The 25098-nt window shown below is 64.7% G+C and carries 22 protein-coding genes and 1 tRNA gene; 16 read left to right on the top strand and 7 right to left on the bottom strand.

From position 1 onward, the window contains the following. The first annotated feature begins 31 nt into the window (after positions 1–31). Positions 32–961, top strand: coding sequence for a 2-dehydropantoate 2-reductase (panE, locus tag ACSHT2_RS03760; protein WP_440640439.1), 930 nt, complete (start codon positions 32–34; stop codon positions 959–961). Here the strand turns inward: panE and recG are convergent. Further along, the gene (gene recG, locus ACSHT2_RS03755) at positions 958–3066 is read right to left on the bottom strand and encodes an ATP-dependent DNA helicase RecG (protein ID WP_440640438.1); all 2109 of its coding nucleotides are present in this window, start codon (positions 3064–3066) and stop codon (positions 958–960) included. The genes panE and recG overlap by 4 nt on opposite strands. A 199-nt stretch (positions 3067–3265) precedes the next feature. On the opposite strand from recG, the gene ACSHT2_RS03750 reads away from it, so the two are divergent. The 5 genes from ACSHT2_RS03750 to ACSHT2_RS03730 all read left to right on the top strand — a co-directional run bounded on the left by ACSHT2_RS03750 (position 3266) and on the right by ACSHT2_RS03730 (position 9321). Further along, positions 3266–3556 (top strand): succinate dehydrogenase assembly factor 2, encoded by a 291-nt coding sequence (locus ACSHT2_RS03750; RefSeq protein WP_440640437.1) that lies wholly within the window; start codon positions 3266–3268, stop codon positions 3554–3556. Next, positions 3553–7071 carry a transcription-repair coupling factor gene (gene mfd, locus ACSHT2_RS03745; RefSeq protein WP_440640436.1) on the top strand — a complete coding sequence of 1173 codons (3519 nt, stop codon included), beginning with the start codon at positions 3553–3555 and terminating at the stop codon, positions 7069–7071. Before ACSHT2_RS03750 ends, mfd begins: the two co-directional genes overlap by 4 nt. Before the next feature lie 251 nt (positions 7072–7322). Further along, positions 7323–7532 carry a cold-shock protein gene (locus tag ACSHT2_RS03740; RefSeq protein ID WP_028178759.1) on the top strand — a complete coding sequence of 70 codons (210 nt, stop codon included), beginning with the start codon at positions 7323–7325 and terminating at the stop codon, positions 7530–7532. Positions 7533–7677: 145 nt separating this feature from the next. Then, positions 7678–8850, top strand: a complete 1173-nt coding sequence (locus ACSHT2_RS03735; RefSeq protein ID WP_440640435.1) for an acyl-CoA desaturase — start codon at positions 7678–7680, stop codon at positions 8848–8850. A 228-nt stretch (positions 8851–9078) separates the two neighbouring features. After that, on the top strand, positions 9079–9321 hold the full coding sequence (locus tag ACSHT2_RS03730) for a hypothetical protein (RefSeq protein WP_271530663.1): 243 nt from the start codon (positions 9079–9081) through the stop codon (positions 9319–9321). Positions 9322–9367: 46 nt separating this feature from the next. Here the strand turns inward: ACSHT2_RS03730 and ACSHT2_RS03725 are convergent, their stop codons facing one another. The 3 genes from ACSHT2_RS03725 to ACSHT2_RS03715 all read right to left on the bottom strand — a co-directional run bounded on the left by ACSHT2_RS03725 (position 9368) and on the right by ACSHT2_RS03715 (position 14028). Beyond that, positions 9368–10591, bottom strand: coding sequence for a GGDEF domain-containing protein (locus tag ACSHT2_RS03725; protein ID WP_440640434.1), 1224 nt, complete (start codon positions 10589–10591; stop codon positions 9368–9370). 85 nt (positions 10592–10676) lie between these two features. Beyond that, positions 10677–12179, bottom strand: coding sequence for an AMP-binding protein (locus tag ACSHT2_RS03720; RefSeq protein WP_440640433.1), 1503 nt, complete (start codon positions 12177–12179; stop codon positions 10677–10679). A 4-nt stretch (positions 12180–12183) separates the two neighbouring features. Next, positions 12184–14028 (bottom strand): extracellular solute-binding protein, encoded by a 1845-nt coding sequence (locus ACSHT2_RS03715; protein ID WP_440643037.1) that lies wholly within the window; start codon positions 14026–14028, stop codon positions 12184–12186. A gap of 260 nt (positions 14029–14288) precedes the next feature. Here ACSHT2_RS03715 and ACSHT2_RS03710 point away from each other — a divergent pair, with 260 nt between their 5' ends. Continuing rightward, entirely contained in the window at positions 14289–15107 is an 819-nt protein-coding gene (locus ACSHT2_RS03710; RefSeq protein WP_440640432.1) for an invasion associated locus B family protein, read from the top strand. Between the two features lie 77 nt (positions 15108–15184). On the opposite strand, the gene hspQ is transcribed toward ACSHT2_RS03710, so the two are convergent. After that, complete coding sequence (gene hspQ, locus ACSHT2_RS03705; protein ID WP_440640431.1) at positions 15185–15517, bottom strand: heat shock protein HspQ; 333 nt, start codon at positions 15515–15517, stop codon at positions 15185–15187. A 106-nt stretch (positions 15518–15623) separates the two neighbouring features. Here hspQ and ACSHT2_RS03700 point away from each other — a divergent pair, with 106 nt between their 5' ends. After that, entirely contained in the window at positions 15624–16577 is a 954-nt protein-coding gene (locus ACSHT2_RS03700) for an AEC family transporter (RefSeq protein ID WP_440640430.1), read from the top strand. 23 nt (positions 16578–16600) lie between these two features. Here the strand turns inward: ACSHT2_RS03700 and ACSHT2_RS03695 are convergent, their stop codons facing one another. Continuing rightward, positions 16601–17785 carry a UbiH/UbiF family hydroxylase gene (locus tag ACSHT2_RS03695; RefSeq protein WP_440640429.1) on the bottom strand — a complete coding sequence of 395 codons (1185 nt, stop codon included), beginning with the start codon at positions 17783–17785 and terminating at the stop codon, positions 16601–16603. An 86-nt stretch (positions 17786–17871) separates the two neighbouring features. On the opposite strand from ACSHT2_RS03695, the gene pcsA reads away from it, so the two are divergent. The 8 genes from pcsA (at position 17872) to ACSHT2_RS03655 (ending at position 24948) form a co-directional block, all read left to right on the top strand. Continuing rightward, the gene (gene pcsA, locus ACSHT2_RS03690) at positions 17872–18639 is read left to right on the top strand and encodes a phosphatidylcholine synthase (protein ID WP_440640428.1); all 768 of its coding nucleotides are present in this window, start codon (positions 17872–17874) and stop codon (positions 18637–18639) included. Next, on the top strand, positions 18636–19370 hold the full coding sequence (locus ACSHT2_RS03685) for a TerC family protein (RefSeq protein ID WP_440640427.1): 735 nt from the start codon (positions 18636–18638) through the stop codon (positions 19368–19370). Before pcsA ends, ACSHT2_RS03685 begins: the two co-directional genes overlap by 4 nt. Before the next feature lie 75 nt (positions 19371–19445). Then, positions 19446–20420 carry a quinone oxidoreductase family protein gene (locus ACSHT2_RS03680; protein ID WP_440643036.1) on the top strand — a complete coding sequence of 325 codons (975 nt, stop codon included), beginning with the start codon at positions 19446–19448 and terminating at the stop codon, positions 20418–20420. Between the two features lie 386 nt (positions 20421–20806). Further along, positions 20807–21211 carry a hypothetical protein gene (locus ACSHT2_RS03675; RefSeq protein WP_440640426.1) on the top strand — a complete coding sequence of 135 codons (405 nt, stop codon included), beginning with the start codon at positions 20807–20809 and terminating at the stop codon, positions 21209–21211. A gap of 2 nt (positions 21212–21213) precedes the next feature. Continuing rightward, positions 21214–21471, top strand: a complete 258-nt coding sequence (locus ACSHT2_RS03670; protein ID WP_440640425.1) for a DUF5985 family protein — start codon at positions 21214–21216, stop codon at positions 21469–21471. Next, positions 21468–21737: a DUF5985 family protein gene (locus tag ACSHT2_RS03665; protein ID WP_440640424.1), complete on the top strand. Its 270-nt coding sequence runs from the start codon at positions 21468–21470 to the stop codon at positions 21735–21737. The genes ACSHT2_RS03670 and ACSHT2_RS03665 overlap by 4 nt, the downstream gene beginning before the upstream one ends. Positions 21738–21741: 4 nt before the next feature. After that, positions 21742–24018, top strand: coding sequence for an alpha,alpha-trehalose-phosphate synthase (UDP-forming) (locus ACSHT2_RS03660; protein WP_440643035.1), 2277 nt, complete (start codon positions 21742–21744; stop codon positions 24016–24018). Between the two features lie 390 nt (positions 24019–24408). Beyond that, on the top strand, positions 24409–24948 hold the full coding sequence (locus ACSHT2_RS03655; protein WP_440640423.1) for a Crp/Fnr family transcriptional regulator: 540 nt from the start codon (positions 24409–24411) through the stop codon (positions 24946–24948). Positions 24949–25016: 68 nt separating this feature from the next. Here ACSHT2_RS03655 and ACSHT2_RS03650 read toward each other — a convergent pair. Further along, positions 25017–25088, bottom strand: a tRNA-Arg gene (locus ACSHT2_RS03650). Positions 25089–25098 lie beyond the last annotated feature (10 nt).

Genomic DNA, 25098 nt, shown 5'->3' with positions numbered 1-25098 from the left:
TGAATGGTCGACGCATGCAATGGGAGTTCGAATGAGAGTGCTGGTGATCGGCGCAGGGGCGCTCGGAGGCTACTACGGCGCTTGCCTCGTCCGAGCAGGCCGCGACGTGACCTTCCTGGTGCGCGAGAAGCGGGCCGAGCAATTGCGGCGGAACGGGCTGCAGGTCGTGAGCCCGCACGGCGACTTCGCGGTGCAGCCGAAGCTTTTTGCGGCTGGCGATCTCAAGGAGGCGTTCGACATCGTGCTCGTCGGCGTGAAGGCTTACTCGCTCGACGATGCGATGAACCAGTTTGCGCCCGCCGTCGGCCCCCACACGGTGATTTTGCCGATCCTGAACGGGTTGAAACATATCGCCGCTCTCACCGCCAGGTTCGGCGCGAGCTGCGTCTTCGGCGGACTCGCGAATGTCAGTGCCGGGCTCGATGCGGAGGGCCGGGTCGTTCAGTTCATGGCCAATCAGACGATCGTTTTCGGCGAGATCGAGGGGACGCTGAGCAAACGTGCACTCGCAGTGGAGACACTGCTCCAGGTCCCCGGCATCGACGTGCGTGCCAGCGAAGCCATCATGCAGGACATGTGGGAGAAGTTCGTGCAGCTCTCGACGCTCGCCGGCATCACCTGCCTGATGCGCGCGAGCATCGGAGACATCCTGGCCGTGCCCAACGGCGAGCAGTCCATTTTCCGTCTGTTTGCGGAATGCTGCGCTGTTGCGACGGCATCAGGATTTGAACCACGCGCGCCGTTCATCGAGTTTGACCGAAAATTGTTCACCACCCTGGATTCGCCGCTGAAGGCCTCGATGCTGCGCGACATCGAGCGCGGTTCGATGACCGAGGCAGAGCACATCCTGGGCGATATGGCCAATCGCGCCCGTGCGCTCGGCATCGACACGCCGCTGCTGGATCTGGCCCGCGCGCATGTGGCGGCCTACGAGATTGGGCGCCGAAAAGCGGCAGGCTAACCCGCCCCGATCAGCGGGATCGCCTCGTCCCGCTCGTACAGATACAGCAGGCACCGCAGCGCCTCGCCGCGCTCGCCCTTGAGCTTGGGATCGTCCTTCAGGATGCGCAGCGCCTCGTCGCGCGCCTGCGTGATGAGCTGGCCATGGACCTCCGAGCGCGCGATGCGGTAGCCGGGCAGGCCGCTCTGGCGCACCCCTAACACGTCGCCTTCGCCGCGCAGCTTCAGGTCTTCCTCGGCGATGCGGAAGCCGTCGGTGGTCTCGCGGATCACCTTCAGTCGCGCTTTCGACATCTCGCCGAGGGGCTCACCATAGAGCAATATGCAGGTCGAGGCTTCCGAGCCGCGGCCGATGCGACCGCGCAGCTGGTGCAGCTGGGCAAGCCCGAAGCGCTCGGCGTTCTCGATCACCATGATGGTTGCGGCGGGCACGTCGACGCCGACCTCGACCACGGTGGTCGCGACAAGGAGTCCGATCTCGTGGGCGGCGAACTGGCCCATGACGCGATCCTTCTCGGTGCCCTTCATCTGGCCGTGAACGAGGCCGACACGCTCGCCGAAACGTTTTTCCAGGCTCTCGAAACGTTTGGTCGTATTGGTCAGGTGCTCGGTGCCTTCGGCCTCGGATTCTTCGACCAGCGGGCAGATCCAGTAGACCAGCTTGCCGGTTTCGAGCGCGCGGCCGACACCGTCCATTACCTCACCAAGCCGGCTCATGGCGACGGCGCGGGTGTCGATCGGCTGGCGGCCGGCGGGCTTTTCGCGCAGCTCGGAGATGTCCATGTCGCCGAAATAGGTCAGCACCAGCGTGCGCGGAATCGGCGTCGCGCTCAGCACCAGCACGTCGACGGCCTCGCCCTTGGACGTCAGCGCAAGCCTTTCGCGCACGCCGAAGCGATGCTGCTCGTCGACGATGGCGAGCGCGAGATCATGGAAGATCACATCGTCCTGGATCAGCGCATGGGTGCCGACGAGGAGATCGATCTCCCCCTCGGCGAGCCGGGCGATGATCTCGCGCCGCTCCTTGCCCTTTTCCCGTCCGGTGAGGATGGCGACGCGCATGCCGGCGCGCTCGGCGAGCGCGGCGATGGTCTTGATGTGCTGACGCGCCAGAATTTCCGTCGGCGCCATCAGCGCGGCCTGCTTGCCGACCTCGGCGACCGCGGCGGCCGCGAGCAGCGCCACCACGGTCTTGCCGGAGCCGACGTCGCCCTGGAGCAGGCGCAGCATGCGCACCGGCTGCTTCAGGTCCTCGGCGATGGCGGCGGCGGCGCTGCGCTGGGACGGCGTGAGCGCGTAAGGAAGGGCGTCGATGATCTTGTTGCGCAGGTGCCCGTCGCCGGCATTGCGGACGCCGGCCGGGCGACGCAGCTGCGCACGGACCAGTGCGAGCGCGAGCTGGCCGGCCAGAAGCTCGTCGAAGGCGAGGCGCGACCAGAACGGCTGGTCCGGCAAGATATCCGTGAGCTCGACCGGTTGGTGCACGCGGGTGAGCGCTTCCGCGACCGGCGGGAAGTGGCAGCGGCGTAGCACCTCGGGGCTGATCCACTCCGGCAAGGCAGGAAGCTTCTGCAGCGCCTGCGCGATCGCGCGGCGGAGCGAGCCGAGCGCGAGGCCTTCGGTCAGCGGATAGACCGGATCGATACCGGAGAGCTTCGAGATCGCCTCCTCGTCAAGCACGCGGTCCGGATGCACGATCTGCGGGATTCCGTCATACATCTGGAGCGTGCCGGAGACGTAGCGCTTCTCGCCGACCGGCAGCAGTTTTTCGACATAGCCGGGCTTGGCGCGGAAGAACGTGAGCACGACATCGCCGGTGTCGTCGCTGGCGTAGACGAGATACGGCGCGCGCGCGTTGCGCGGCGGGGGCGGGCGGTGGCGATCGACGGTAACTTCCAGCGTCACCATGGTTCCAACGGCCGCGTCGCGGATCTTCGGCCGGGCCCGGCGGTCGATGACCTGGCTCGGCAGATGCAGCAGCAGGTCGACCAACCGCGGCGTCTCGCTGCGGCTGAGCAGGTACTGCAACAGCTTGTCCTGCTTCGGACCGACGCCGGGCAGGCTGGTCACGGGAGCAAACAGAGGATTGAGCAGGCTGGGGCGCATTCGGGGAATCTAAGATCGTTCCTCGCCGTCATGCCCGGCTTTATGCCGGGCATCCACGTCTTTTTTCAGCCCGATGTGGATGGCCGGGACGAGCGGATTGAGTGTCTGTCGCAACAAAGGGCTGACACGGCCGCCTCGAGTGGCTATATCACCCCGGCCCGGCACGTCCGGGCTTTCTGCGTTTGACTGGATTTGAGACATGACGGGCACGACACGATCGAGCGACGGGCTGGACGACCGCCGCAAGCGGCTTCTGTTCCGCTGCTGGCACCGCGGCACGCGCGAGATGGACCTGATCCTCGGCCGTTTCGCGGATGCCGAGATCGGCAATCTGTCCGACGTCGAGCTCGGCGAGCTCGAGCGCCTGCTCGAGGTCAACGATCCCGATCTCTATGCCGCCATCAGCGGCGACAAGGTGCTGCCGGCCGATGTCACCGGCGCGCTGTTCGCCCGCATCAAGGCGTTTCCGATCGCGGACGGCAATCCATGAAGCTGGGGATGAAGTCGCCGGCCGAGCTGCTCACGCCCGGCCGCGCGCTGACGCTTGCCAATGTCGCCGAGGGGGCCGAAGGCCTCGTCGTCTCCGATCTCGCCCGCGCCATCGCGGCACGGCCGAAGAAGCCGGCCGTCAGCCTCGCCGTGGTCTGCCGCGACGGCCCGCGCATGCAGCAGCTCGAACGCGCGCTGAGATTCTTCGCGCCGGATCTGCCGGTGCTGACCTTTCCGGCCTGGGACTGCCAGCCCTATGACCGCGTCTCGCCGCATGGCGGCATCCTGGCGCAGCGCCTGACCACGCTGGCCCGGCTGGCTCCTCTCACCGGCAGCGACAAGCCGCTGATCGTGCTCACGACCGTGAACGCCGTCGTGCAGCGTGTGCCCGCGCGTGAGCTCGTTGCGGCGCAGGCGCTCTCGGTCGCACCCGGCAATGTCGTGCCGATGGACACCGTCGTCGCCTGGCTCGAGCACAACGGCTACAACCGCTCCTCGACCGTGCGCGAGCCCGGCGAATACGCCGTGCGCGGCGGCATCCTCGATCTGTTTCCGGCCGGCCTCGAGCAGCCCGTGCGGTTCGACTTCTTCGGCGACAGCCTGGAATCGATCCGCAGCTTCGACGCCGAGACCCAGCGCACGCTGCTCGACATGCGTTCGCTCGACCTCGTGCCGGTCTCGGAATTCCAGCTCGTCACCGATACCATTCGCCGCTTCCGCATGGGCTATGTCGCCGAGTTCGGCGCTCCCGAGCGTGACGATGCGCTGTACGAAGCCGTCAGCGAAGGCCGCCGCCATCCCGGCATGGAGCACTGGCTGCCGCTGTTTCAGGACCGGATGGACACGCTGTTCGATTATCTGCAGGGCGCGGCTATCGCGATCGAGCCGCAGGCCGAGGACGCCGTCCGCGAGCGCTTCAAGCAGATCCTCGACTACTACCAGGCCCGCCGCGAGGCGATGGAGCATCCCGGTGGTGGCGCGATCTACAAGCCGCTGCCCCCCGACCGGCTCTATCTGACCGACGAGGAATGGTCCAAGCGTCTCGGCGAGATCCCGCTGGCGCGGCTGACACCGTTCTCTGTGCCGACCGACGGTACTTCGGTGGTCGGTGCCGGCGCGCGCAAGGGTCGCGACTTCGCGCCGGAGCGCAACGACACCACCGTCAACGTGTTCGAATCCGTCGTCGCGCACGTGATGGCGCTGCAGGCCCAGCGCAAGAAGGTCGTGATCGCGCTCTGGACCGAAGGCTCGCGCGACCGCATGACGTCGATGTTGCGCGATCACAAGCTCGCCCACACCACCAGCGTCAACACCTGGCGGACGGTGCAGGCGACGCCGCGCAACGAGACCATGCTCGCCGTGCTCGGCCTCGAAAGCGGGTTCGAGACTGACGAGATCGCCCTCATCAGCGAGCAGGACATCCTCGGCGACCGACTGGTGCGGCCGCGCAAGGCCAGCCGCAAGCTCGACAATTTCATCTCGGAGGTAACGAGCCTTGCTGCCGGCGACATCGTCGTCCACGTCGAGCACGGTATCGGCCGCTTCATCGGCCTGCAAACTCTGGATGTCGCCGGCGCGCCGCATGACTGCCTCGAGCTGCATTATGCCGCCGAGACCAAGCTGTTTCTCCCGGTCGAGAACATCGAGCTGCTGTCCCGCTACGGCTCCGACCAGACCAATGTCGAGCTCGACCGCCTCGGTGGCTCGGGCTGGCAGACGCGCAAGGCGAAGCTGAAAAACCGCATCCGCGAGATCGCGGGCGAGCTGATCAAGATCGCCGCCGAGCGTATGCTGCACGAGGCGCCCAAACTGCCTGTGCAGCAGGGCCTCTATGACGAGTTCTGCGCGCGATTCCCCTATGACGAGACCGAGGACCAGCTCGGCGCCATCGAGTCCACGCTGAAGGATCTCGAAAAGGGCCGGCCCATGGACCGGCTGATCTGCGGCGACGTCGGATTCGGCAAGACGGAAGTCGCGCTGCGCGCCGCCTTTGCGGTCGCGCTCGAGGGCAAGCAGGTCGCGGTGGTGGTGCCGACCACGCTGCTTGCCCGCCAGCACCACAGGACCTTCACCGAGCGATTCAAGGGCTTTCCGGTGAACGTGGCGCAGGCCTCGCGGCTGATCCCGACCAAGGAGCTGAACCAGGTCAAAAAGGGCCTCACCGACGGCTCCGTCGACATCGTCGTCGGCACCCATGCGCTGCTCGGCAAGGCGATCAAATTCCGTGACCTTGGCCTCCTCATCGTCGACGAGGAACAGCATTTCGGCGTCAGCCACAAGGAGCGGCTGAAGGCGCTCCGCGCCGAGGTGCACGTGCTGACGCTGTCGGCGACGCCGATCCCGCGTACGCTGCAGCTGGCGCTCACCGGCGTGCGCGAGCTCTCGATCATCGCCTCGCCCCCGGTCGATCGCTTGGCGGTGCGCACCTTCGTCGCCCCGCACGATCCGCTGATGATTCGCGAGGCGCTGCTCCGCGAGCGCTATCGCGGCGGCCAGGCCTTCTATGTTGTGCCGCGCATCGACGATCTCGCCGAGGTCAAGGACTTCCTCGACAAGAACGTGCCGGAGATGAAGGTCGCGGTCGCGCACGGCCAGATGCCGCCCGCCGTGATCGAGGACATCATGACCGCGTTCTACGACGGCAAGTTCGACATTCTGCTGTCGACCACGATCGTCGAGTCCGGCCTCGACATCCCCAACGCCAACACGCTGATCGTGCACCGCGCCGACATGTTTGGCCTGGCCCAGCTCTACCAGCTCCGCGGCCGCGTCGGCCGCTCCAAGCTGCGGGCCTATGCGCTGTTCACGCTGCCGGCGCAGCAGAAGATCACGGCACAGGCGGAGCGCCGGCTCACCGTGCTGCAATCGCTGGAGACGCTGGGCGCAGGCTTCCAGCTCGCGTCCCACGACCTCGACATCCGCGGCGCAGGCAATCTCCTGGGCGAGGAGCAGTCCGGCCACATCAAGGAAGTCGGCTTCGAGCTCTATCAATCGATGCTGGAGGAGGCGATCGTCAACCTCAAAGCCGGCGTCTCCGAGCCTGCAGCCGACCGCTGGTCGCCACAGATCACCATCGGCATGCCCGTGCTGATTCCCGAGGACTATGTCAGCGATCTCTCGGTGCGGCTGTCGCTGTACCGGCGCCTTGCCGATCTCGCTTCCGAGGAGGAGATCGAGAATTTCGGCGCCGAGATGCGCGACCGGTTCGGCGTGCTGCCGGACGAGGTGCGTTATCTCTTTAAGGTCGCCGCGATCAAGGCGTTCTGCCGCAGGGCCAATGTCGAGAAGATCGACGCCGGTCCGAAGGGGGCCGTCATCGCCTTCCGCGACAATTCCTTCGCCTATCCCGACCGCCTCGTGACCTTCATCCGCAGCCAGGGTCAGGCCGCCAAGGTGCGGCCCGACATGAAGGTTGTGTTCCTGCAGGACTGGGAGACCCCGGAAGAGCGTCTCGCCGGCACGACGGAGATCATGCGGGAACTGGCGCAACTCGCCGAAAGCAAGAAGGCGGCGTAAGGGGGCTACCTACGGCCGAAGGCGGCGCAGCGCAAACGGTGCGCCGCACTCGGGTTCCGAAGGGGCGACATATGGCCACTTGCGGAATGACTAAAGAATAGCCATGTTCGGTCATTCGAGTTTCGGCCGAACGACTTGGCCTCGCCGCTGTTAGCGCGCCTGACTGACGACCCTCCCTCCAGATCTCGAATTCGCTGACTGCACGCGTGCGTGCGGTTCTGAAGACTTATCTATCTCAAAGGACGCTCCCCATGACGACGGGAACTGTGAAGTGGTTCAACAGCCAAAAGGGCTTCGGTTTCATTCAGCCGGACCAAGGAGGCCAGGACGTTTTCGTGCATATCAGCGCGGTTGAACGTGCCGGCATGAGCTCCCTCAACGAGGGTCAGAAGGTTTCCTTCGACGTCGTTGCAGACCGCCGGACCGGCAAGTCTGCTGCGGACAATCTGCGCGCCGCATAAGCTGCCGCAGCCGGCGCTTGTCGCTTTGACCATGGATGTATTGGCAGAGCGTCAGGTTCTTGCGACCCGCGACTGGTTTACCGGCCGCGGGTTTTTTGCACCGCATGCGCGGTGGTCTGCCCATCGAAACAGCTGAGGTTCGAGCGTGTCCGTGAATACCGAGTCTGGCCAGGAACATGACGACGTCATGTATCCGCAGGTGCTGCCATTTCTGTTGATCCATGCAGGATGCGCTGCGGCGGTCTGGTCCGGCATCTCGTGGCAAGCCGTCGCAATCTGCATCGTTCTGTATTGGCTGCGCATGTTTGCGATCACGGCCGGATATCACCGGTACTTTTCGCATCGGGCCTACGCGACGAGCCGGGTGTTTCAATTCGTCCTTGCCTTCCTTGCCCAGAGCAGCGCTCAGAAAAGCGTTCTGTGGTGGGCTGCCAAGCATCGCCATCATCACCTGCACTCGGATACGGCGCAGGACGTGCATTCACCCCGGCACAAGGGCTTCCTGTACAGCCATGTCGGTTGGATATTCTATCGGCAGCACGACGGGACCGACCTGGTGAAAGTGTCGGATCTGGCGTCGTATCCCGAGTTGATGTGGCTGCACAGACTGGAGCTTTTGCCGGCGGTCGTGCTCGCGGGGCTCTGCTTCCTCATCGGCGGGTGGTCGGGACTCGTGGTCGGATTCCTCTGGAGCACCGTGGTTCTGTATCACGCCACGTTCTGCATCAACTCGCTCGCACATGTTCATGGACGCAAACGGTATGTGACGGGCGATGACTCTCGAAACAACTGGCTGCTCGCATTCCTGACGATGGGCGAGGGGTGGCACAACAATCACCACGCCTATCAGGCCAGCGCTCGGCAGGGCTTCTACTGGTATGAAATCGATCTGACCTATTATGTTCTGGTGGCGATGTCCTGGCTCGGAATTGTCTGGGATCTGAAGACGCCACCCATGCAGGTTCTGCGCAACGAGCATCGGCTGGGATCGCGCGCGATAAGGCAAGCGGCCGAGCAGCTTGCCGCTCGCTTCAATCCCGAACATATCGCGTCGGCGATCAAGACATCGATTCATGAAACCGAATTGTCGCTGCGGGACGCGCTCCTTCTGTTGCAGCAGCGTGCCGATTTGCGTCTGCCCAGCGTACCGACTCGCGACCAGTTGCTGGCCGAAGCGCAGCGCATGTTCGCGAAGACGATCTCTCTGGAGGACATTGTCGACCGCGCCCACGAACTCCTGAGCGACTCCGTCAGCTTTCTCCTGGTCACTCCCGCCCAGCCGGTCCACGCAAAATCGACGGCGAATGGTGGCGTTTAGGGCAGGTGATACCCATATAGGGGTATGACACATTGGCAGAAATCCAGTCCGCGACAAGCACCCAGGTCCAAGGCCGAACTCCGGGAGATGCTGACCGAAGCGGTCCGCAACACGCGCCCCGTCCCTAACCGAAACCCGGCGAAGGCGCCGACGATCGCCGAAGACCCGTCTGTTTCCAATCAGGCGTTCAAAGTCCTCCCGGCCGTTCGCTGACCGGAGCAGAGCTGTATGCGCAAGTTTCCCGATCCCACCGAACAAGAGCTGAGCGAGGGCGCGCAAGCCGTTGCCTTCCAAATCGCGAATGGGAATATGCGGCAGAACTGCATCCTGCAGACGAACTTGCCGACCAAGGTGCAGGCGCAGCGATATCTTCTCGCGAACTGGCCGGCCGTCGAGAAGATGGCCCGCGACGCCCTCGCGCTGGGGAAGGTCGAGAACGGCGAGATCAGGCTCGTGATGCCGTCGACGTAGCGGCGGACGTCAACGAACCCGTTAGCTCAAGAGATACTTCAAACGGCTAGGATGCCGCCCGCGACGCGTCGGCGGACAGCCGTGCCAGCAGCGACCGCGCTGTATCCGACGGGGACAGCGAATCCACGCTGACCACGGGATCGCTGCGCATCTCGTGCTTGCCATTGGACGTGTGCCGCATCACCGCGGACAGACGGCGGGCGATCATGTGCGCCGTGCGGAAGTCGGTCTCCGCGAACACGACGATCACTGAACCGTCCTTCTGCGCCGCGCCGAAATCCATCTGCCGCATCAGGCGGCTGAGGATGCGCGCGGCATCGAGCTGGGCACGGGAATTGCCGGGATCGAAAGCGAAGCGCGCGACCGAGAGGCCGCCGCCGCGGGCGAGCGCCTGCTCGACCGCCCTGGCGAAATCGCGGGCAAAGGCCTCGACCGTGAGCAGGCCGCTGCGCGGATCGAGCCAGCCGCCCGCATCGATCGAGCGCAGCGTGCGGCTCAGCTGCGCTTCCATCGCGTGCTGGCGGATCAAGGGCAGCGCATTGGCGGCGACCTTCGCAGGCTCGCCCGCAATCAGCTCGAGATTGGGTAGATCATAAGTCTGCGTCAGCTGATGCGCGGTGAGGACCACCGGCAGGCTGCGGAAGCGGGTGTCCTCCGCGAGCACGGTGAGGAAGGCATCGGTCACGCGCGGGGTAAAGCCTTCGGCGAGCACGACGCCGTCGAGGTCGCGGGTGTTGAGGTGTTTGGCGGCGGCCTCGATCGAGAGCGCGCCGACCACGCCGACGCGCTCACCGAGCGCGACGGAGAGCGCGGGGTAGGCTGCGCCGCGACCGATCAGGAGCACGGTGGCATCGCGTGCGGGATCGCCGTCCGGCAGCGCGACCTTTGCTTCCGGCAGCCGGCGCAGAACCGTTGCATGCAGTGTGCGCACGCGTAGCGCGGCACGGAGCCGCGCGATCAGGCGCTCGGGATTGCCGCCGCGCGAGGAGAAGGGCAGGGCGTTGTGCGGCACCGTGCCCGCCGCATCCAGGGCCACAAAGGGAACGTAAGGCGATTGGTCGGCGATCTTCTTTGCGAGCGCCGCCACATGCGGCTCGTGTCCGGCATGCAGCGCAGCGAGAACCGCGGCCGGCTGCACCTCATCGACCGCGCGCGCCGCACTCGTCCAATCGGTGTCGACGACGGGAAAGAGCCGGGCTTCGTCCAGCGCTGCCGCGAAGGCGGGGCGCTCGGCATCGGACACAAACAGGATCGGGCCCGCCTGGGACATCCACAAACTCTGATCAAGCAACAGATGTCGCGCAATCTAGTTTGGCCGCCTTAATGCAGCGTCAACGGCACGCGCAAAACTATGCCTAGACCGGCCCGGAGCGGTCGCGAAAGGCCTCGACCATCAGGGGGTTAAGTCCGAGCTCGTTGAGCGCCTCGCGGGCGCGGGCATTGTCCTGGGCGCGTCCGGCCAGCCGGTGACCCGAGAGGCGGTCGGGCAGCGCCGTGAGCAGGGCGCCCTGGCCGAGCCGGCGCGCCCATTCCTGGAGATCGTTGGAGAGGAAGCGGTAGCCGCCGACGGCCATGATGCCGGAGGGCGGCGCAGTGATGCAGATCGCGCCGCTCGGATGGTCGAGCCGCGCAGCGTAGCCGGTGTCGACATAGTCGCGCGGCGGCTGCGCGGTCAGCGTCTCGCCGATTGGCTGCGGCGGGGCGTAGGCCGCGATCGGCACCATCGCGCCGCGCAGGCCGAGCGTGCCCTTGGGCGTCAGCAGGATTTCGCCGGCAATGGAGGAGCCCGACTGCTCGCGCGGGGCGCCGTGCGGCCCTGGCATGACCGGTACCGACATGCCGTCCTCGCCGCGGCGGGCGCCGAACAGTCCGGCCTCGCCGAACAGATAGACGTCGGTCAGCGGCGCATGCGGCGCGATCCAGACATCGCTCGCCGCGACCTGCTCGGGCGCGCGCCACAGGCCGATGACGTTGCGCAACGAGGGCATCCGTGCCGCGAGGTCGGCAGCACCGAGCCGCAACGCGAGTTGCCCCGGCGCGATCAGCACCTCGCATTCGTGCTCGTTGATCTGCTGCTCCAGCACCTCGTTCTCGAACGGGTGATGCAGCGCCAGCGTGCCGCCCGAGAGCAGCCATACCGCGAGCGAGGAGGCGAGGCCCGCGAACGACATCGGGGCGAATGCCGCCATCACGGTCGCACCCTGCCTGATGTCGGCTTCCAGCGACATGGCGAGCCCCCCGGCGATCAGGCTGAAATGCGGGCGCGGCACCGGACGGAAGCCTTCGGCGGTGACGTCGAAGGAGATCATCGCCGCCTTGCGTCCGTCTTGGATCACGGCGCGCGTGAGGCCGGGCGGGCGGGCGAGGACGTCGTCGAGCGACGCCATGCCTTCCGGGAGGTCGGCGCCGAAGCCGCAAACGTGACGGATGGAGAAGGCTTCGGCTGCGGCATGCATCGCCAGGTCGGCATAGCTGACGCCGTCGACCGTGCTCATGGTGACGATGGCACGCGCCGCGGTGCGGTTCAGCGCAGCGGTCAGTTCCGCATGCCGCCAGAGCAGCGGCAGCACGGCGACGACGAGGCCGGCGCGATGGGCGGCGAGCACGGTGAGCACGAACTCGACCGTATTCGGCAGCTGGATCGCGATCACGGAATTGGCCGGAAGGCCCGATTCGACGAAATGCGCCGACAGCGCCTCGATGGCCGTATCGGCCTCGGCATAGGTCATCCGCCGCGGCTCGTGGCCGGTCACGCGCGCCTTGTTGAGGGGATCGAGCAGAGCAAGCGCGTGCGGCTGCCGCATCAGCGTGCGCTGAAACAGCGTGTCGAGCGTCGGCGATATTGCTGGCTGGTTCACGGCGTCACTTTGCTTGATGAGCTTGCGGCTGCCCCTTCGCCCACCAGGTCTCCGGCAAATAGCCCGAGAGCGAGGTGGCCTTGGGCCGTTCTATCCGATTCCAGCGCGCGATCCATTGCTCGGATACGTTAAACAGCGGGATTGTATAGAACCCCGCGATCAGAGCGCGGTCGAGTGCCCGCACCGCCGGGACGAAATCCGTATGCTCACGGGCCTCCAGCAGGGCGGCGATCATGGCATCCACCGCAGGATCCCTGGCGCCCATGTAGTTGCGGGTGCCCGGATTGTCCGCGGCAGCACTGCCCCAGTAGAAATATTGCTCGTTGCCGGGCGAGAGCGACTGGTCCCAGCGGTTCTGGATCATGTCGAACTCGTAAGCGAGCCGGCGCTGGTCGAACTGCACGGGATCGACCGAGCGAACGGTCGGCTCGATGCCGGCGCGCTTGAGGTCGCGCTGGAAGGCGAGTGCGATGCGCTCCTGGTCGCGGGTCGTGACCATGATCTCGAAGGTGAAGGGCGCCTTGGTCGCGCGATTGCGCAGCACGGTGCCGTCGAGATCGTATCCGGCCTCCGACAACAGCTTCAGCGCCGCGCGCAGCGTGGTGCGGTCGCGGCCCGAACCGTCGGTGACCGGCAGGCGATAGCTGCCATCCATGATATCGGGCGGAATCCGTGCGGCGAACGGCTTGAGCAACTCGCGTTCGCGTGCATCCGCCGGCCTGCCATAGGCCGACAAGTCCGAGCCGGCGAAATAGCCGGCAACGCGCGAGTAGAGCCCGAAGAAGTAATTGCGGTTGACCAGCTCGAAATCGAACAGCAGCGTCAGGGCCTGGCGCACGCGGATGTCGGCGAAGATCGGACGTCGGGTGTTGAACACCAGGAATTCCGAAGGTTGCGGCACGCCGGGCTTGACGGTGTCGCGGATCACTTCGCCGCTTCGTGCGGCTGGAAAATCGTAGCCGTCGTGCCAGCGCAGCGGCTCGTGCTCGATGCGGAAATCGTAGAGGCCGCGCTTGAAGGCTTCGAACTGGCCGTTGGCCTCGCGAAAATAATCGAGCCGGATCTCGTCAAAATTGTAGAGCCCCCGGTTGATGGCGAGGTCGCGGCCCCAATAGTCGAGATTGCGGGTGAGCGTCACGCTGGCTCCGGGCTTCACGGCCGTGACCCGATAGGGGCCCGAGCCGACCGGCGCCGTCAGCGTGGTCTCATCGAAGGTCGCGACGTCGATTGCGTGCTTCGGCAGGATCGGCATCAGGCCGAGAATCAACGGCAACTCGCGGTCGTTGGCACCTGCGAGATCGAAGCGGACGGTGAGGGAATCGGGCGCCGCGGCCTTGGCAACTTTGGCGTAGTACTGCCGGAGGTTGGGGCGGCCGTGGTCGCGCAGCAGCTGCCAGGAGAACAGCACGTCCTCGGCCGCTACCTGCTTGCCGTCGGAGAAGCGGGCGCGCGGATCGAGGCGGAAGGTGACGAAGCTCCGCTCGTCGTCGGTTTCGACGCTCCTGGCGAGCAGGCCATAGAGCGTGAACGGCTCGTCATTACCGCGTGCGAGCAGGCTCTCGACCACGTAGCCCCGCATCTGCTGCACGGCCAATCCTCTCACGATGAAGGGATTGAGGCTGTCGAAGGTTCCGAGAACACCCCAGGTCAAGCGACCGCCCTTGGGGGCATCGGGGTTGGCGTAGGGCAGGTGGGTGAAATCGGCCGGCATTGCCGGCTTGCCGTGCATGGCGATGGCATGGGCCTCCTCGGCCCGGGCGACGCCTGCCGAAAGTCCGGTAGCCACAGCAAGGGCGAGGACGCAGAGGCGGACGCCGAAGCCTTCTAGCAGGCGCAGGAACATGAACATCGGCACACGGTGATTCGACGACCGGCGGGCCTGAATCCTATCACAGGGAATTTGGTGGGGTGTTGGCGCCAAGCCGGCCAAAGACGGTTGTCGGCATTGATCTTTTCGTCGGCCACGTTAAGAAGGCGGGCAATCGCGCAAGAGCGTCGAGCCCGTCACTTATCCGCCTCAATTGACGGGAAGAGAGCCGCGCCCAAGGCGGCCAGGTTCGGCGCTTCGGAGCGGTTCGGGCACTTCCCGTTCAGAAAGGGTTTTCCGCAATGAATTTCCGTTACTTGGCCGCGTCCGTCCGGCCGCGAGGGCGACTTCTCGCCCTGTTGACGGCGACGGCGTTGGCCGTTCCGTTTGCCGCCGAGGCCCAGACCCCTGCGCCGGCCCCGGGCGCACCCAAGGCGGCTCCGGCCCCGAAAGCAGCTCCCAAGGCTGCCCCCAAGGCTCCGGCACCCGCAGCATCTCCGCAGGCCCAGCAGGCTCCCGCCCAGGGTGCTCCAGGGCAGCAGGGCGCGGCCCAGCCCGCCGACCAGCAGATCCAGCTGATCTACGCCCCCTGGACCAAGTTCTGTCTCAAGGGCCAGGACGCCAACGCCAAGCAGGTCTGCTTCACCGGCAAGGACGGCCGCATCGAGTCGGGCCAGCCGGTCATCGCGGCCGTCATCATCGAGCCGGAAGGTGAGCCGAAGAAGATCCTGCGCGTGACGCTGCCGCTCGGCATGCAGCTCGTGCACGGCACCCGCATCATCGTGGACAGCAATCCGCCGCTGCAGAGCCCGTATGTGATCTGCTTCCAGAACGGCTGCATGTCGGATTACGAGGCCACGCCCGAGCTCATCAACAACATGAAGAAGGGTCAGAATCTCGTTGTCCAGGCGATCAATGCCAACGGCGCGCCGCTGACCCTGCCGCTGCCGCTCGCCGGCGAATTCCAGAAGGCCTATGACGGTCCGCCGACCGACCCGAAGGTGTTCGAGGAAACCCAGAAGAAGCTCCAGGAAGAGCTTCAGAAGAAGGCCGACGAGCAGCGCAAGAAGCTCGAGCAGCAGGGTGGCGCGCCCGGCGCACCGCCGACTGCGCAGAAGTAATCGATACCAATCCCGGACATGAAAAAGGCGCTCACCTCGAGCGCCTTTTTTATTGGCCCGCTTGCTGGCGGCTTAACTCAGTTCAGCGACGGATTGCGGGGGCGATAACCGCCGGCCTTGTCCTTGATGAAGATCTCGGCGACCTGGGAATGCCGGACCGGCTCGCCGGAATCGTCGGGCAATAGGTTCTGCTCGGAGACGTAGGCGACATATTCCGATTCCGAGTTCTCCGCGAGCAGGTGATAGAACGGCTGGTCCTTGTTGGGCCGCACCTCCTCGGGGATCGACAGCCACCACTCCTCGGTGTTGTTGAATTCCGGATCGATGTCGAAGATCACCCCCCGGAACGAGAAGATCCGGTGGCGAACGACCTGTCCGATCTGGAATTTCGCGGTCCGCGCTTTAATCATTCCCCGTCGATAGACCAGGATTGTGGCCGATGCTAGTGCCCTCGTCTGGAATTAACCTTCGTTTCCGGGGCGGATAGCCCCCAAGCCTTCAGAAAACACTTCATCAATGGTCGATATCCTCAATCTGGCGCTGCCTTATTTTGGCTTGATCTTCGTCGGCTTCGCCTGCGGCAAGGTCAAATCCCTCCCGGAATCGGGCCTCGCCTGGATGAACTTCTTCCTGCTCTACGTGTCGCTGCCGGCGCTGCTGTTCGCGATCATGTCGAAGACGCCGTTTTCGGAATTGAACAACCCGCCATTCCTGGTGGCGACGACGCTGTCGACGGTTGCCGCGTTCACGCTGGCGCTGGTGGCCGGCAAGCTGCTCGGCCGGCTGACGCTGCGCGAAGCGACGCTGGCGGGTCTGTCCGGTGGCTACGGCAATATCGGTTACATGGGGCCGGGCCTGGCGCTCGCGGTGCTGGGGCCGAAGGCGTCGGCGCCGACCGCGCTGATCTTCTGCTGTGACAGCATCTTCCTGTTCACGATCGTGCCGCTCTTGATCGAGCTCTCCGACCGCGACCATCCCTCGCTCGTGCACGCCTTCGGCGTCGTGCTGAAGCAGATCGTGCTCAACCCGCTGATCATGTCCGCCTGCTTCGGCGCCGCGGTCGCCGCCCTGCATATCGAGCTGCCGGTCGCGCTCGACCGCACCATCACCTTCCTCCAGAACGCAGCCGCTCCGACCGCGCTGTTCGTGCTCGGCGTGACCGTGGCGCTGCGCCCGTTCGATCGGGTGCCGTGGGAAGTGCCGGGCGTGATCGCGGTCAAGCTCCTGATTCATCCGCTCGCGGCGTTCGGCCTGATGCTGGCGTTCGGTCCGTTCGCGCAGCCCTGGGCGGCCACCGCCGTGCTGATGGCCTCGCTGCCGCCGGCGCTGAACGTGTTCGTGATCGCCCGGCAGAACGATGCCTGGATCGAATCAGCCTCCGTGGCTGTGCTGCTCGGCACCTTCGCCTCGGTGATCACGCTGACCAGCGTGATGTGGCTGCTCCAGACCGGACGGCTGGCGTTCCCGTAAGGACGGGCCGGCCCAGCTTGCCGTTACCGCCGCCAGGTCGGCGTCAACCCTTCGCGCATCGCAAAGCGCCGGAGCGGGCCGATGGCGCCGAGCAGGTGCATGCCGACGGCGCGGACCGGCTGGAGCGGCAGGAAATCGTTGAGCAAGGAGCGGTTGGCGATATCGATCGCAAAGGTGCGACTCAAAATGTCCGGCCGCCGCGCACGGTCGTAGCGCCTGAGGATCTCGTCCGCGCCGGGATCCTGCCCCGAGGCGATGGCATCGTTCGCGAGCCGCGCAATGTCGGCGGCATCGCGCAGGCCGAGATTGAGGCCCTGGGCGCCGATCGGCGGAACGACGTGGGCGGCTTCGCCGACCAGCGCGATGCGGTCGCGGCCGAACGATTTTGGACGTTCGATCGCGAGCGGGAACAGGTTGCGCCCGGGCTCCACCGTCATGCGTCCCAGGATCGAATGCGACTGCTTCTCGATCGCGGCAGACAGCTCCTCGTCGCTCAAGCCGCGAAGCCGCTCCGCTTCCGCAGGCGCCGAGACCCAGACGACGCTGGAACGCTCGCCGGGCAGGGGCACGAACACGCAAGGCCCGTGCGGCGTGTGGAACTCGGTCGAGACATTGCGATGCGGCCGTGCGTGGCCGACGTTGAAGGTCAGCGCGGTCTGGTTCAGCTCGCGCCGCGTCACCTCGATGCCGGCGGCCTCGCGGCACAGCGAGTGCCGGCCGTCGGCACCGACCACAAGGCGGGCCGAGAGAAACTGACCGGAGGCTGTGCGCACCGCGACGTCGTCGGCTTCGATCACGACGCTTTCGGCCTCGTCGTCGAAGCGCACGAGGTTGGCCAGCTCAGCCGCGCGCTGTTCCAGCGCCAGCATCAGCGAACGGTTGTCGATGTTGTAGCCGAACGCATCGAGGCCGATTTCGTGACAGGAGAACCGAACCTCCGGCGCGCGGAACAGCCGGCCGGTGTCGTCGACGAGGCGCATGATCTCCAGCGCAGCCGCCTTGTCCTTGCAGCGCGGCCAGACGTCGAGGCCTACCAGGAGATCGACGGAGGCACCGAGCAGCGCAGTGGTGCGATTGTCGGCATAGGGCACGCGCCGCGCCACCAGCGCGGTCCGTGCCCCCGCCTGCGCCAATGCGATCGCCGCTGCAAGTCCCGCTGGTCCGCCGCCGATCACGGCTGCGTCATGGAGTGTCGATGCGTCTGTCATGGAACGACATTTGACACGACCGGCGGCAAATTCAAGCCTGCGATTTTTGCCTGATTTTATGACGAATTGTGCGACTGAGCGCCGCAATGGCGGATGTGCAAACGGGCCGCATTCTGATAGCAGAAGCCATGGATACCCAGCAGGATTCCCTGAAGCCGAGACCGGCGATCCGCGCCGCCGCCTTCTCGGTGCACATCTTCACCGCGTTCGGCGCGGCGATCGCGCTGTTGGCGATGCTGGAGGCCGTGCGCGAGCACTGGGCGGCGATGTTTCAGTGGCTGGGTGTGGCCCTGGTCATTGACGCGATCGACGGGCCGATCGCGCGCCGGCTCGACGTCAAGAACGTGCAGCCGAACTGGTCGGGTGACGTGCTCGATCTCGTGGTCGACTTCGTCACCTATGTCTTCGTGCCGGCCTATGCGATCGTGGCGAGCGGGCTGTTGCTGCCGGTCGCGGCTCCGTTGCTCGGCGTCGCCATCATCGTGACCAGCGCATTATATTTCGCCGATCTGCGCATGAAGGCCGACGACAACCATTTCCGCGGCTTCCCGGCGCTGTGGAATGCGGCGGCGTTCTATCTGTTCCTGCTGCACTGGCCGCCGCTCTGGTCGACGCTGCTGGTGACCGCACTCGTGGTGCTGACCTTCGTGCCGTTCCACGTGCTGCATCCGGTCCGCGTCGTGCGGCTGCGCTGGCTGACGATGTCGCTGATCGCGATCTGGGCGGTGCTGGGCATCTACACGCTCGCGATGGATTTCCGCGTCGGCACCGGCGTGACCGTCGTGCTCTGCGCCATCGCGCTCTGGATCAGCTTCAGCGACGCCTTGATCCGCCTGGCGAGATCCTTGGCGTGATGCACCTGTTGACCAGCCCGGAAGCCTGGGCCGCGCTGCTCACCTTGACGGCGCTTGAGATCGTGCTCGGCATCGACAACGTCATCTTCATTTCGGTGATCGTCTCGCGCATCCCGGAGCAGCAGGCGTATCGCGCCCGCCAGATCGGGCTCGCGCTGGCGCTGGTGTTCCGCATCATCCTGCTCAGCGTGCTGGTCTGGCTGATCGGCCTGACCGCGCCGGTGTTCTCGTTTGCAAGTTACGACTTCTCCTGGCGCGACCTCATCCTGATCGGCGGCGGCCTGTTCCTGATCGCCAAGGCGACGCACGAGATTCACGCCGAGGTCGAGGCCGATGACGGCGAGGGCGACCACAAGTCCGGCGGGAGCGCCTTCTTCTGGGTGATCGTCCAGATCATCGTCATCGATATCGTGTTCTCGCTGGACTCGATCATCACCGCGATCGGCATGGCGCAGGACATCGAGATCATGGTCGCGGCCGTCGTGATCGCATGCCTGATCATGTACATTTCATCCGGCCCGGTGTCGCGATTCGTTGCGGAGCATCCGACCACGAAGATGCTGGCGCTGGCCTTCCTGGTGCTGATCGGCGTCGCGCTGGTCGCGGACGGATTGGCGTTTCATATTCCACGCGGCTACATCTATTTCGCGATTGCGTTCTCGGCGGCGGTGGAATTCTTCAACGTGCTGGCCAAGCGCAACCGCAGGAAGGCCGGCAAGTCGTCTGCTTGATCGTTGCGGCCGGCCCCGAGTTGACAAGGCTGGCGCGATGGCTTTCGCTCAGTCGCGAGAAGAGGAGGTCAAATGATGACCAAAGCCATCCGCGTGCACAAGGTCGGAGGTCCCGAAGCCCTGGTCTATGAGAGCGTCGACGTGCCGGAGCCCGGGCCGGGCGAGGTGCGCATCCGCCAGCATGCGGTCGGCCTCAACTTCATCGACGTCTATTACCGCACCGGCCTCTACAAGGCGCCGGGGCTGCCCTTCATCGCGGGCAACGAGGCTGCGGGCGAAGTTGTCGCGGTCGGGCCTGGCGTCACGAATTTTCATTCCGGCGATCGCGTCGCCTATTACCACAATCTCGGTGCCTATACCGGCGAGCGCAACATCCCCTGGGAGAAGCTGGTCAAGCTGCCCGACCACATCACCTACGAGCAGGGTGCCGTGCTGATGCTGAAGGGCCTGACCGTCTGGTACCTCCTGCACAAGACGTTCAAGGTCGAGCCGCATCACCGCGTGCTGATTCATGCCGCCGCCGGCGGCGTCGGCTTGCTTGCCTGCCAATGGGCGAGGGCGCTCGGCGCGCACGTCATCGGCACGGTCGGCTCGCGCGAGAAGGCCGAGCTTGCGGAGGCCAATGGCTGCGATCACGTCATCCTCTACACCGAGGAGGATTTCGTCGCCCGCGTGAAGCAGATCAGCCGCAACGAGGGCTGCGACGTCGTCTATGACGGTGTCGGCAAGGCGACCTTCCCGGGCTCGCTGTCCTGCCTGAAGCCGCGCGGCATGTTCGTCTCGTTCGGCAACGCCTCTGGTCCCGTGCCGCCGTTCTCGATCGCCGAGCTCAACAATCACGGCTCGCTGTTCGCGACCAGGCCGAAGCTCAACGACTATGTCGGCACACGCAAAGAGTTGCTGGAGGGCGCCGACACGCTGTTCGCCGCGGTCATCAACGGCAAGCTGCACGTGCCGATCAACCACGCTTACGCGCTGAAGGACGCCGCCAAGGCACATATCGATCTCGAAAGCCGCAAGACCACGGGGGCTTCGATCCTGAAGCCCTGAGACGCTGGCGCGCGCACCGGCTATCTGGCGATTTGTCGGTACGGTATCGGACCGTTAGCGTCCTATGCCCGATTGCGTCCACTTTTGCGGCACATCAAGTTCTCGGGGCTGCCACGATTCGATCCCGGTTGTGGCGGGTGGAAGTCGACGATCTGTTGCGGGGGCAAGATGTCAAACACTGCAAAATCCGAATTCAAGCATCCTGAGGCGCAATGCGTGGTCTGCGCAGCGCGGACGCCGCATCTGCACGAACGGCGTGCGGTCGCGGGGCGCGTTGTAGTGCGATCAGTTTGTCTTGCGTGCAACTCCGAAAGGCCCTCGGACCTGGTCAAGAACTAGGCCTACGCCCGCGCCCGTCGATAGGCGTGCGCCGTACGCCTTCGGTCATGAAACGCAATACTCGCACGCTCGCAATGGCAGATCAGTACGTTTCCGAGGAGTTGCGCGGCTTCATTTTGGAGCGGATCGATTCCGTGGCACAGATCGAGGCGCTTCTTCTCATTCGATCCGATCCTCGATCGCAGTGGAGCGCCACGCGGCTCGCGGAGCGGCTGTACATCAGCAAGTCGGAGGCAGCAGAGGCCTTGAGCCGCCTTTGCACCTCCGAGTTGTTGTCCTGCGCCGATGATATCTACCGCCTTGAAGGCGTCCCCGATCACAACCGGATGTTGATCGAGCAACTGGTGGAGGTGTACTCGCACCATCTTATTGCAGTCACGAACCTCGTTCACTCGAAACCTCGCAGGATCGGCTCATTCGCCGACGCGTTCAAATTCCGGAAGGGGGCGTGACCGTGTCATCCTTCATCTATGGACTGTATGCGGCGACATCGGCGCTCTGCGCGGGGATGCCCCTCGGCGCGTACCGCCAGAACAGATATCGGCTGCTGCTTTGGAGCGGCCTGTGTTTTGTCGGGCTCGCGGCGAACAACAGCGTCCTCGTGCTCGACAAGATGGTATTGCCCGATGTGGACTTGTCGTCTCCGCGCCTGCTCGTTGCGCTGATCGCCATGACGATGCTCCTCTACGGATTGATCTGGGATACGGAATGATGACGAACAATCTGTCTACGGTTCCCGCCGGCGCCGTGGCGATGGGTTCATTCGCGACGACACTCCTTTTTGTGAGATTCTGGCGCCGGACCTCCGACGTGTTCTTCCTGCTGTTCGCCTTCGCGTTCACAATCGACACCGTCTCGCGTACTGCGCTAGGGCTCACTCACGTTTCCAATGAGGTTGAGCCGGTATTCTATCTGCTGAGGCTTGCAGTGTTTGCGCTGATCATTGCCGCAATCACGGTCAAAAACCGGTCGCGTTGAAGTCATGCCGATCCGGTTCAGGGATTTCCTCCGCTTCGGCGTGTTCGGCGTTGCCGTCGCCCTGATCGTGGCGTTCGGTATTTCTCCGTTCACGGGCGGAATCGTTCAGCAATGGTCGCGCAGCGATGTGGAGGCGCGGTCGCGGCTTGTCTTCAATGCGATTCAGCCCTTCCTCGACCGAGACGTCGAGGATCAGTCCTGGGACCGCTTGAGCGATCTGTTTGGGCGCGTTGCGCAGGACAAGAAGATTCTCGCGGTCGGCTTTTGCAGCCACTCGGGCGCGCTGGTCGCGCCGACGCCCGAAATGCCGCCGAGTTTCGGCTGCGACAAGATCGCGAGATCGGAAAACGAGAGCTTTGCGGACATCGCTGTCGGCGGGCGCCGAATTCTCGTCGCGGCGTTTCCCGTCAACGGTTCTAAGGGCCGATCCTACCTCGTGATCCTGACCGATTTGAGCTTTGCCAGCGCGCGATCGAGCCAGGTCGTGGCCTATTTGCTGGCCTCCCTGGCCGGTGTCGTGCTGGTTTTGACCGTCGGCTCGATCATCTTTGCCGTGTTCATGCTCAGGAGCTGGATGAGTTCACTCAGGCGCGCGGTCGACGAAGTTCGTCTAGGGACGGCGGGGAAGCATCCTCCGGCAACCGGGTCGGCCCTTGATCGCGAGATTCACAAGCTGCTGCGGCGGACCGAAGATTTCAGCGTAGCGCATCAGATCGACTGGACCCCGAAAGCAGTGCAGGAACTACTCCAAGGCGTGTTGCCGGGCGCCGAGGTTCTGGTCCTCTCGAATCGCGAGCCCTACATTCATAACCGGACGGATCACGGAATTGTCGTCCAGCGTCCGGCAAGTGGGCTGGTCTCCGCGCTGGAGCCCATCATGCGCGCCTGCGGCGGCACATGGGTCGCGCACGGCAGTGGCAGCGCGGACCGGGAAACTGTGGACGCAAACGACAGGATCAGGGTTCCGGAAGGTGCACCGAGCTACGCTCTGCGGCGTGTGTGGATATCCGAAGCCGAGCAGGACGGCTATTACTATGGCTTCGCCAATGAAGGGTTGTGGCCGCTCTGTCACATCGTCTTCGTGCGACCGGCCTTTCGGGGCGGCGACTGGCATATGTATCGAGAGATCAACCAACGCTTCGCAGATGCCGTCGTCGCCGAGGCGCGGACCGAAGATCCCGTCGTCCTCGTCCAGGACTATCATTTCGCCCTGGTCCCCAAGATGATCCGTCAGCGTCTGCCGAAGGCGACGATCATCTCCTTCTGGCACATCCCCTGGCCGAACGCCGAGACGTTCAGCATCTGCCCGTGGCGGCGGGAGATCATCGAGGGAATGTTGGGGAGCACGATTCTGGGATTTCACACCCAGTTCCACTGCAACAATTTCATTGAGTGCGTCGATCGCTTTGTAGAGAGCCGGATCGACCGCGAGGTGCAGGCAGTCAGCCTTGGCGGGCACGAAACCAGGATTCGCGCTTATCCGATCTCGATCGAGTGGCCTCCCAGCGCGCTTGCGAGTGTGCCGGCGCGAGAGACGTGTCGGGCGGAAGTCTTTAGAGAGTTCGATCTGGCCGAGGGAACAAAGCTGATTGTCGGCGTCGAACGCCTCGACTACACCAAGGGCATTCCCGATCGCATGAGGGCGATCGACGCGCTTTTGACGCGTGATCCTTCCTGGGAAGGGCGGCTCGCTTTCGTTCAAGTTGCGGCCCCGACGCGGAGTAAGCTCGACACGTATTCCAGGCTACAGGCTGAGGCTGAGAGCCTTGCCGATGCGATCAATGCTCGGCATCTGGACCGGCAGGCTCCCATTCGTCTGGTCGTGCGGCATTATGAATCGTCCGACGTATTCAAGCTGTTTCGCGCCGCTGATGTCTGTGTCGTCAGCAGCCTGCACGACGGCATGAATCTGGTCGCCAAGGAATTCGTCAGCTCCCGTGACGACAACGCCGGCGTCCTCGTTCTCTCCAGCTTTACGGGGGCTTCGCGGGAGATGTCGGAAGCACTGATCGTGAACCCTTATGACACGGAGGAACTCGCGGCCGCCATCAAGCGTGCGATGAGCATGCCGCTGGACGAGCAAGCCGAACGGATGAAGCTGATGCGGCAGCAGGTCAAGGAGAACAATGTCTATCGCTGGGCCGGCACCATGCTGGTCGATTCCGCGCGAAGTCGCACGCGAGAACGAATTCTTGCTTTGACGCCATCCGGCGAGAGCGCGATGCCGGCGCGAGGCGTGCGCGGGCACACTGGTCGCAGCCGCGAGAGTGAAGCGGGTTAGCGGTTGATGCGGGCTCTCGATCCCGGTGCAGTTCCGTGTGTCGCGCCTGCGCTACTATGTCACAATGCAGCCCGGCGATCGACGGCTAGTTTGCGGCGAAGTCGATGGTCGCTTCGTCTCGGAGACGACCATCTGCCGATTGCGATACCGGGGCCCGTGTACAGCATGTTCGATCCCGTTTCAGCGAAACTTGTCGGCGGGGCGCACACGACGCCTTGCATGGTGCAGAATGCGATCCTCGCGACCTTGCCCGAGCCGCAATTCGAATTGCTTCGACCGCATCTCAAGGTCGTCTCGCTGAAGCGGAACGAGATTCTCCAGGATGCTTTGCGTCATCCGGACGCTGCATACTTCATCGAGTCCGGCGTGGTCTCGCGTATGGTACGAACGGTGAAGGACGGTCTGGTCGAAGTAGCTGTCGTCGGGAAGTATGGCTTTGTCGGCGTATCGCTGGTGCTTGGTGCGGCGCAGACGGTCCAGAGGAGCATTGTCCGCGTTCCCGGCAGTGCGCTACGCATCGAAGCCGGAGCGTTCCGCGATGTCCTGCATCAAAGCCCCGAGACGCGCGAACACATGCTGGGATATGTCCAGCTGTTGATTGCGCTGAACGCGCAGATTGCCTTGTGCAATGCGAGGCACGACATCCCCGAGCGCGTTGCGCGTTGGATGTTGCTCGCCCAGGATCGCATTGGGGGCGACCGCGTTCCCGTGACACACGGGGTCATGGCGGCCGCGCTCGGCGTGAGGCGCCCGAGCGTGTCGAAGGCCCTTTCCGATTTCGAGGCGAAAGGCATCATCGAGGGGAGGCGCGGCGCCATTCGCATCCGGGATATCGATGCCCTGCGCGGGGAGGCCTGCGAATGCGAGCGGATACTGAGGGACAGGTTTCGCCTTTTCCGCGACATGCCCCATCATCGTCGCGTCATGTGACGGGACGCAGCGCTCGAGCCGTTGTGCGCCAGGTGCGACGGCGCGTCGGTTTGACTCAGTCGTGATCGTGGTCCCGCGAGGACTCGAACCTCGGACCTCCGCGCCCGCAACGCGGTGCTCTATCCCTGAGCTACGGAACCTTGCACATTC

Source organism: Bradyrhizobium sp. PUT101, from assembly GCF_052043945.1.
Lineage (GTDB): Bacteria > Pseudomonadota > Alphaproteobacteria > Rhizobiales > Xanthobacteraceae > Bradyrhizobium.
This window is presented reverse-complemented; position numbering and strand designations above follow the sequence as displayed.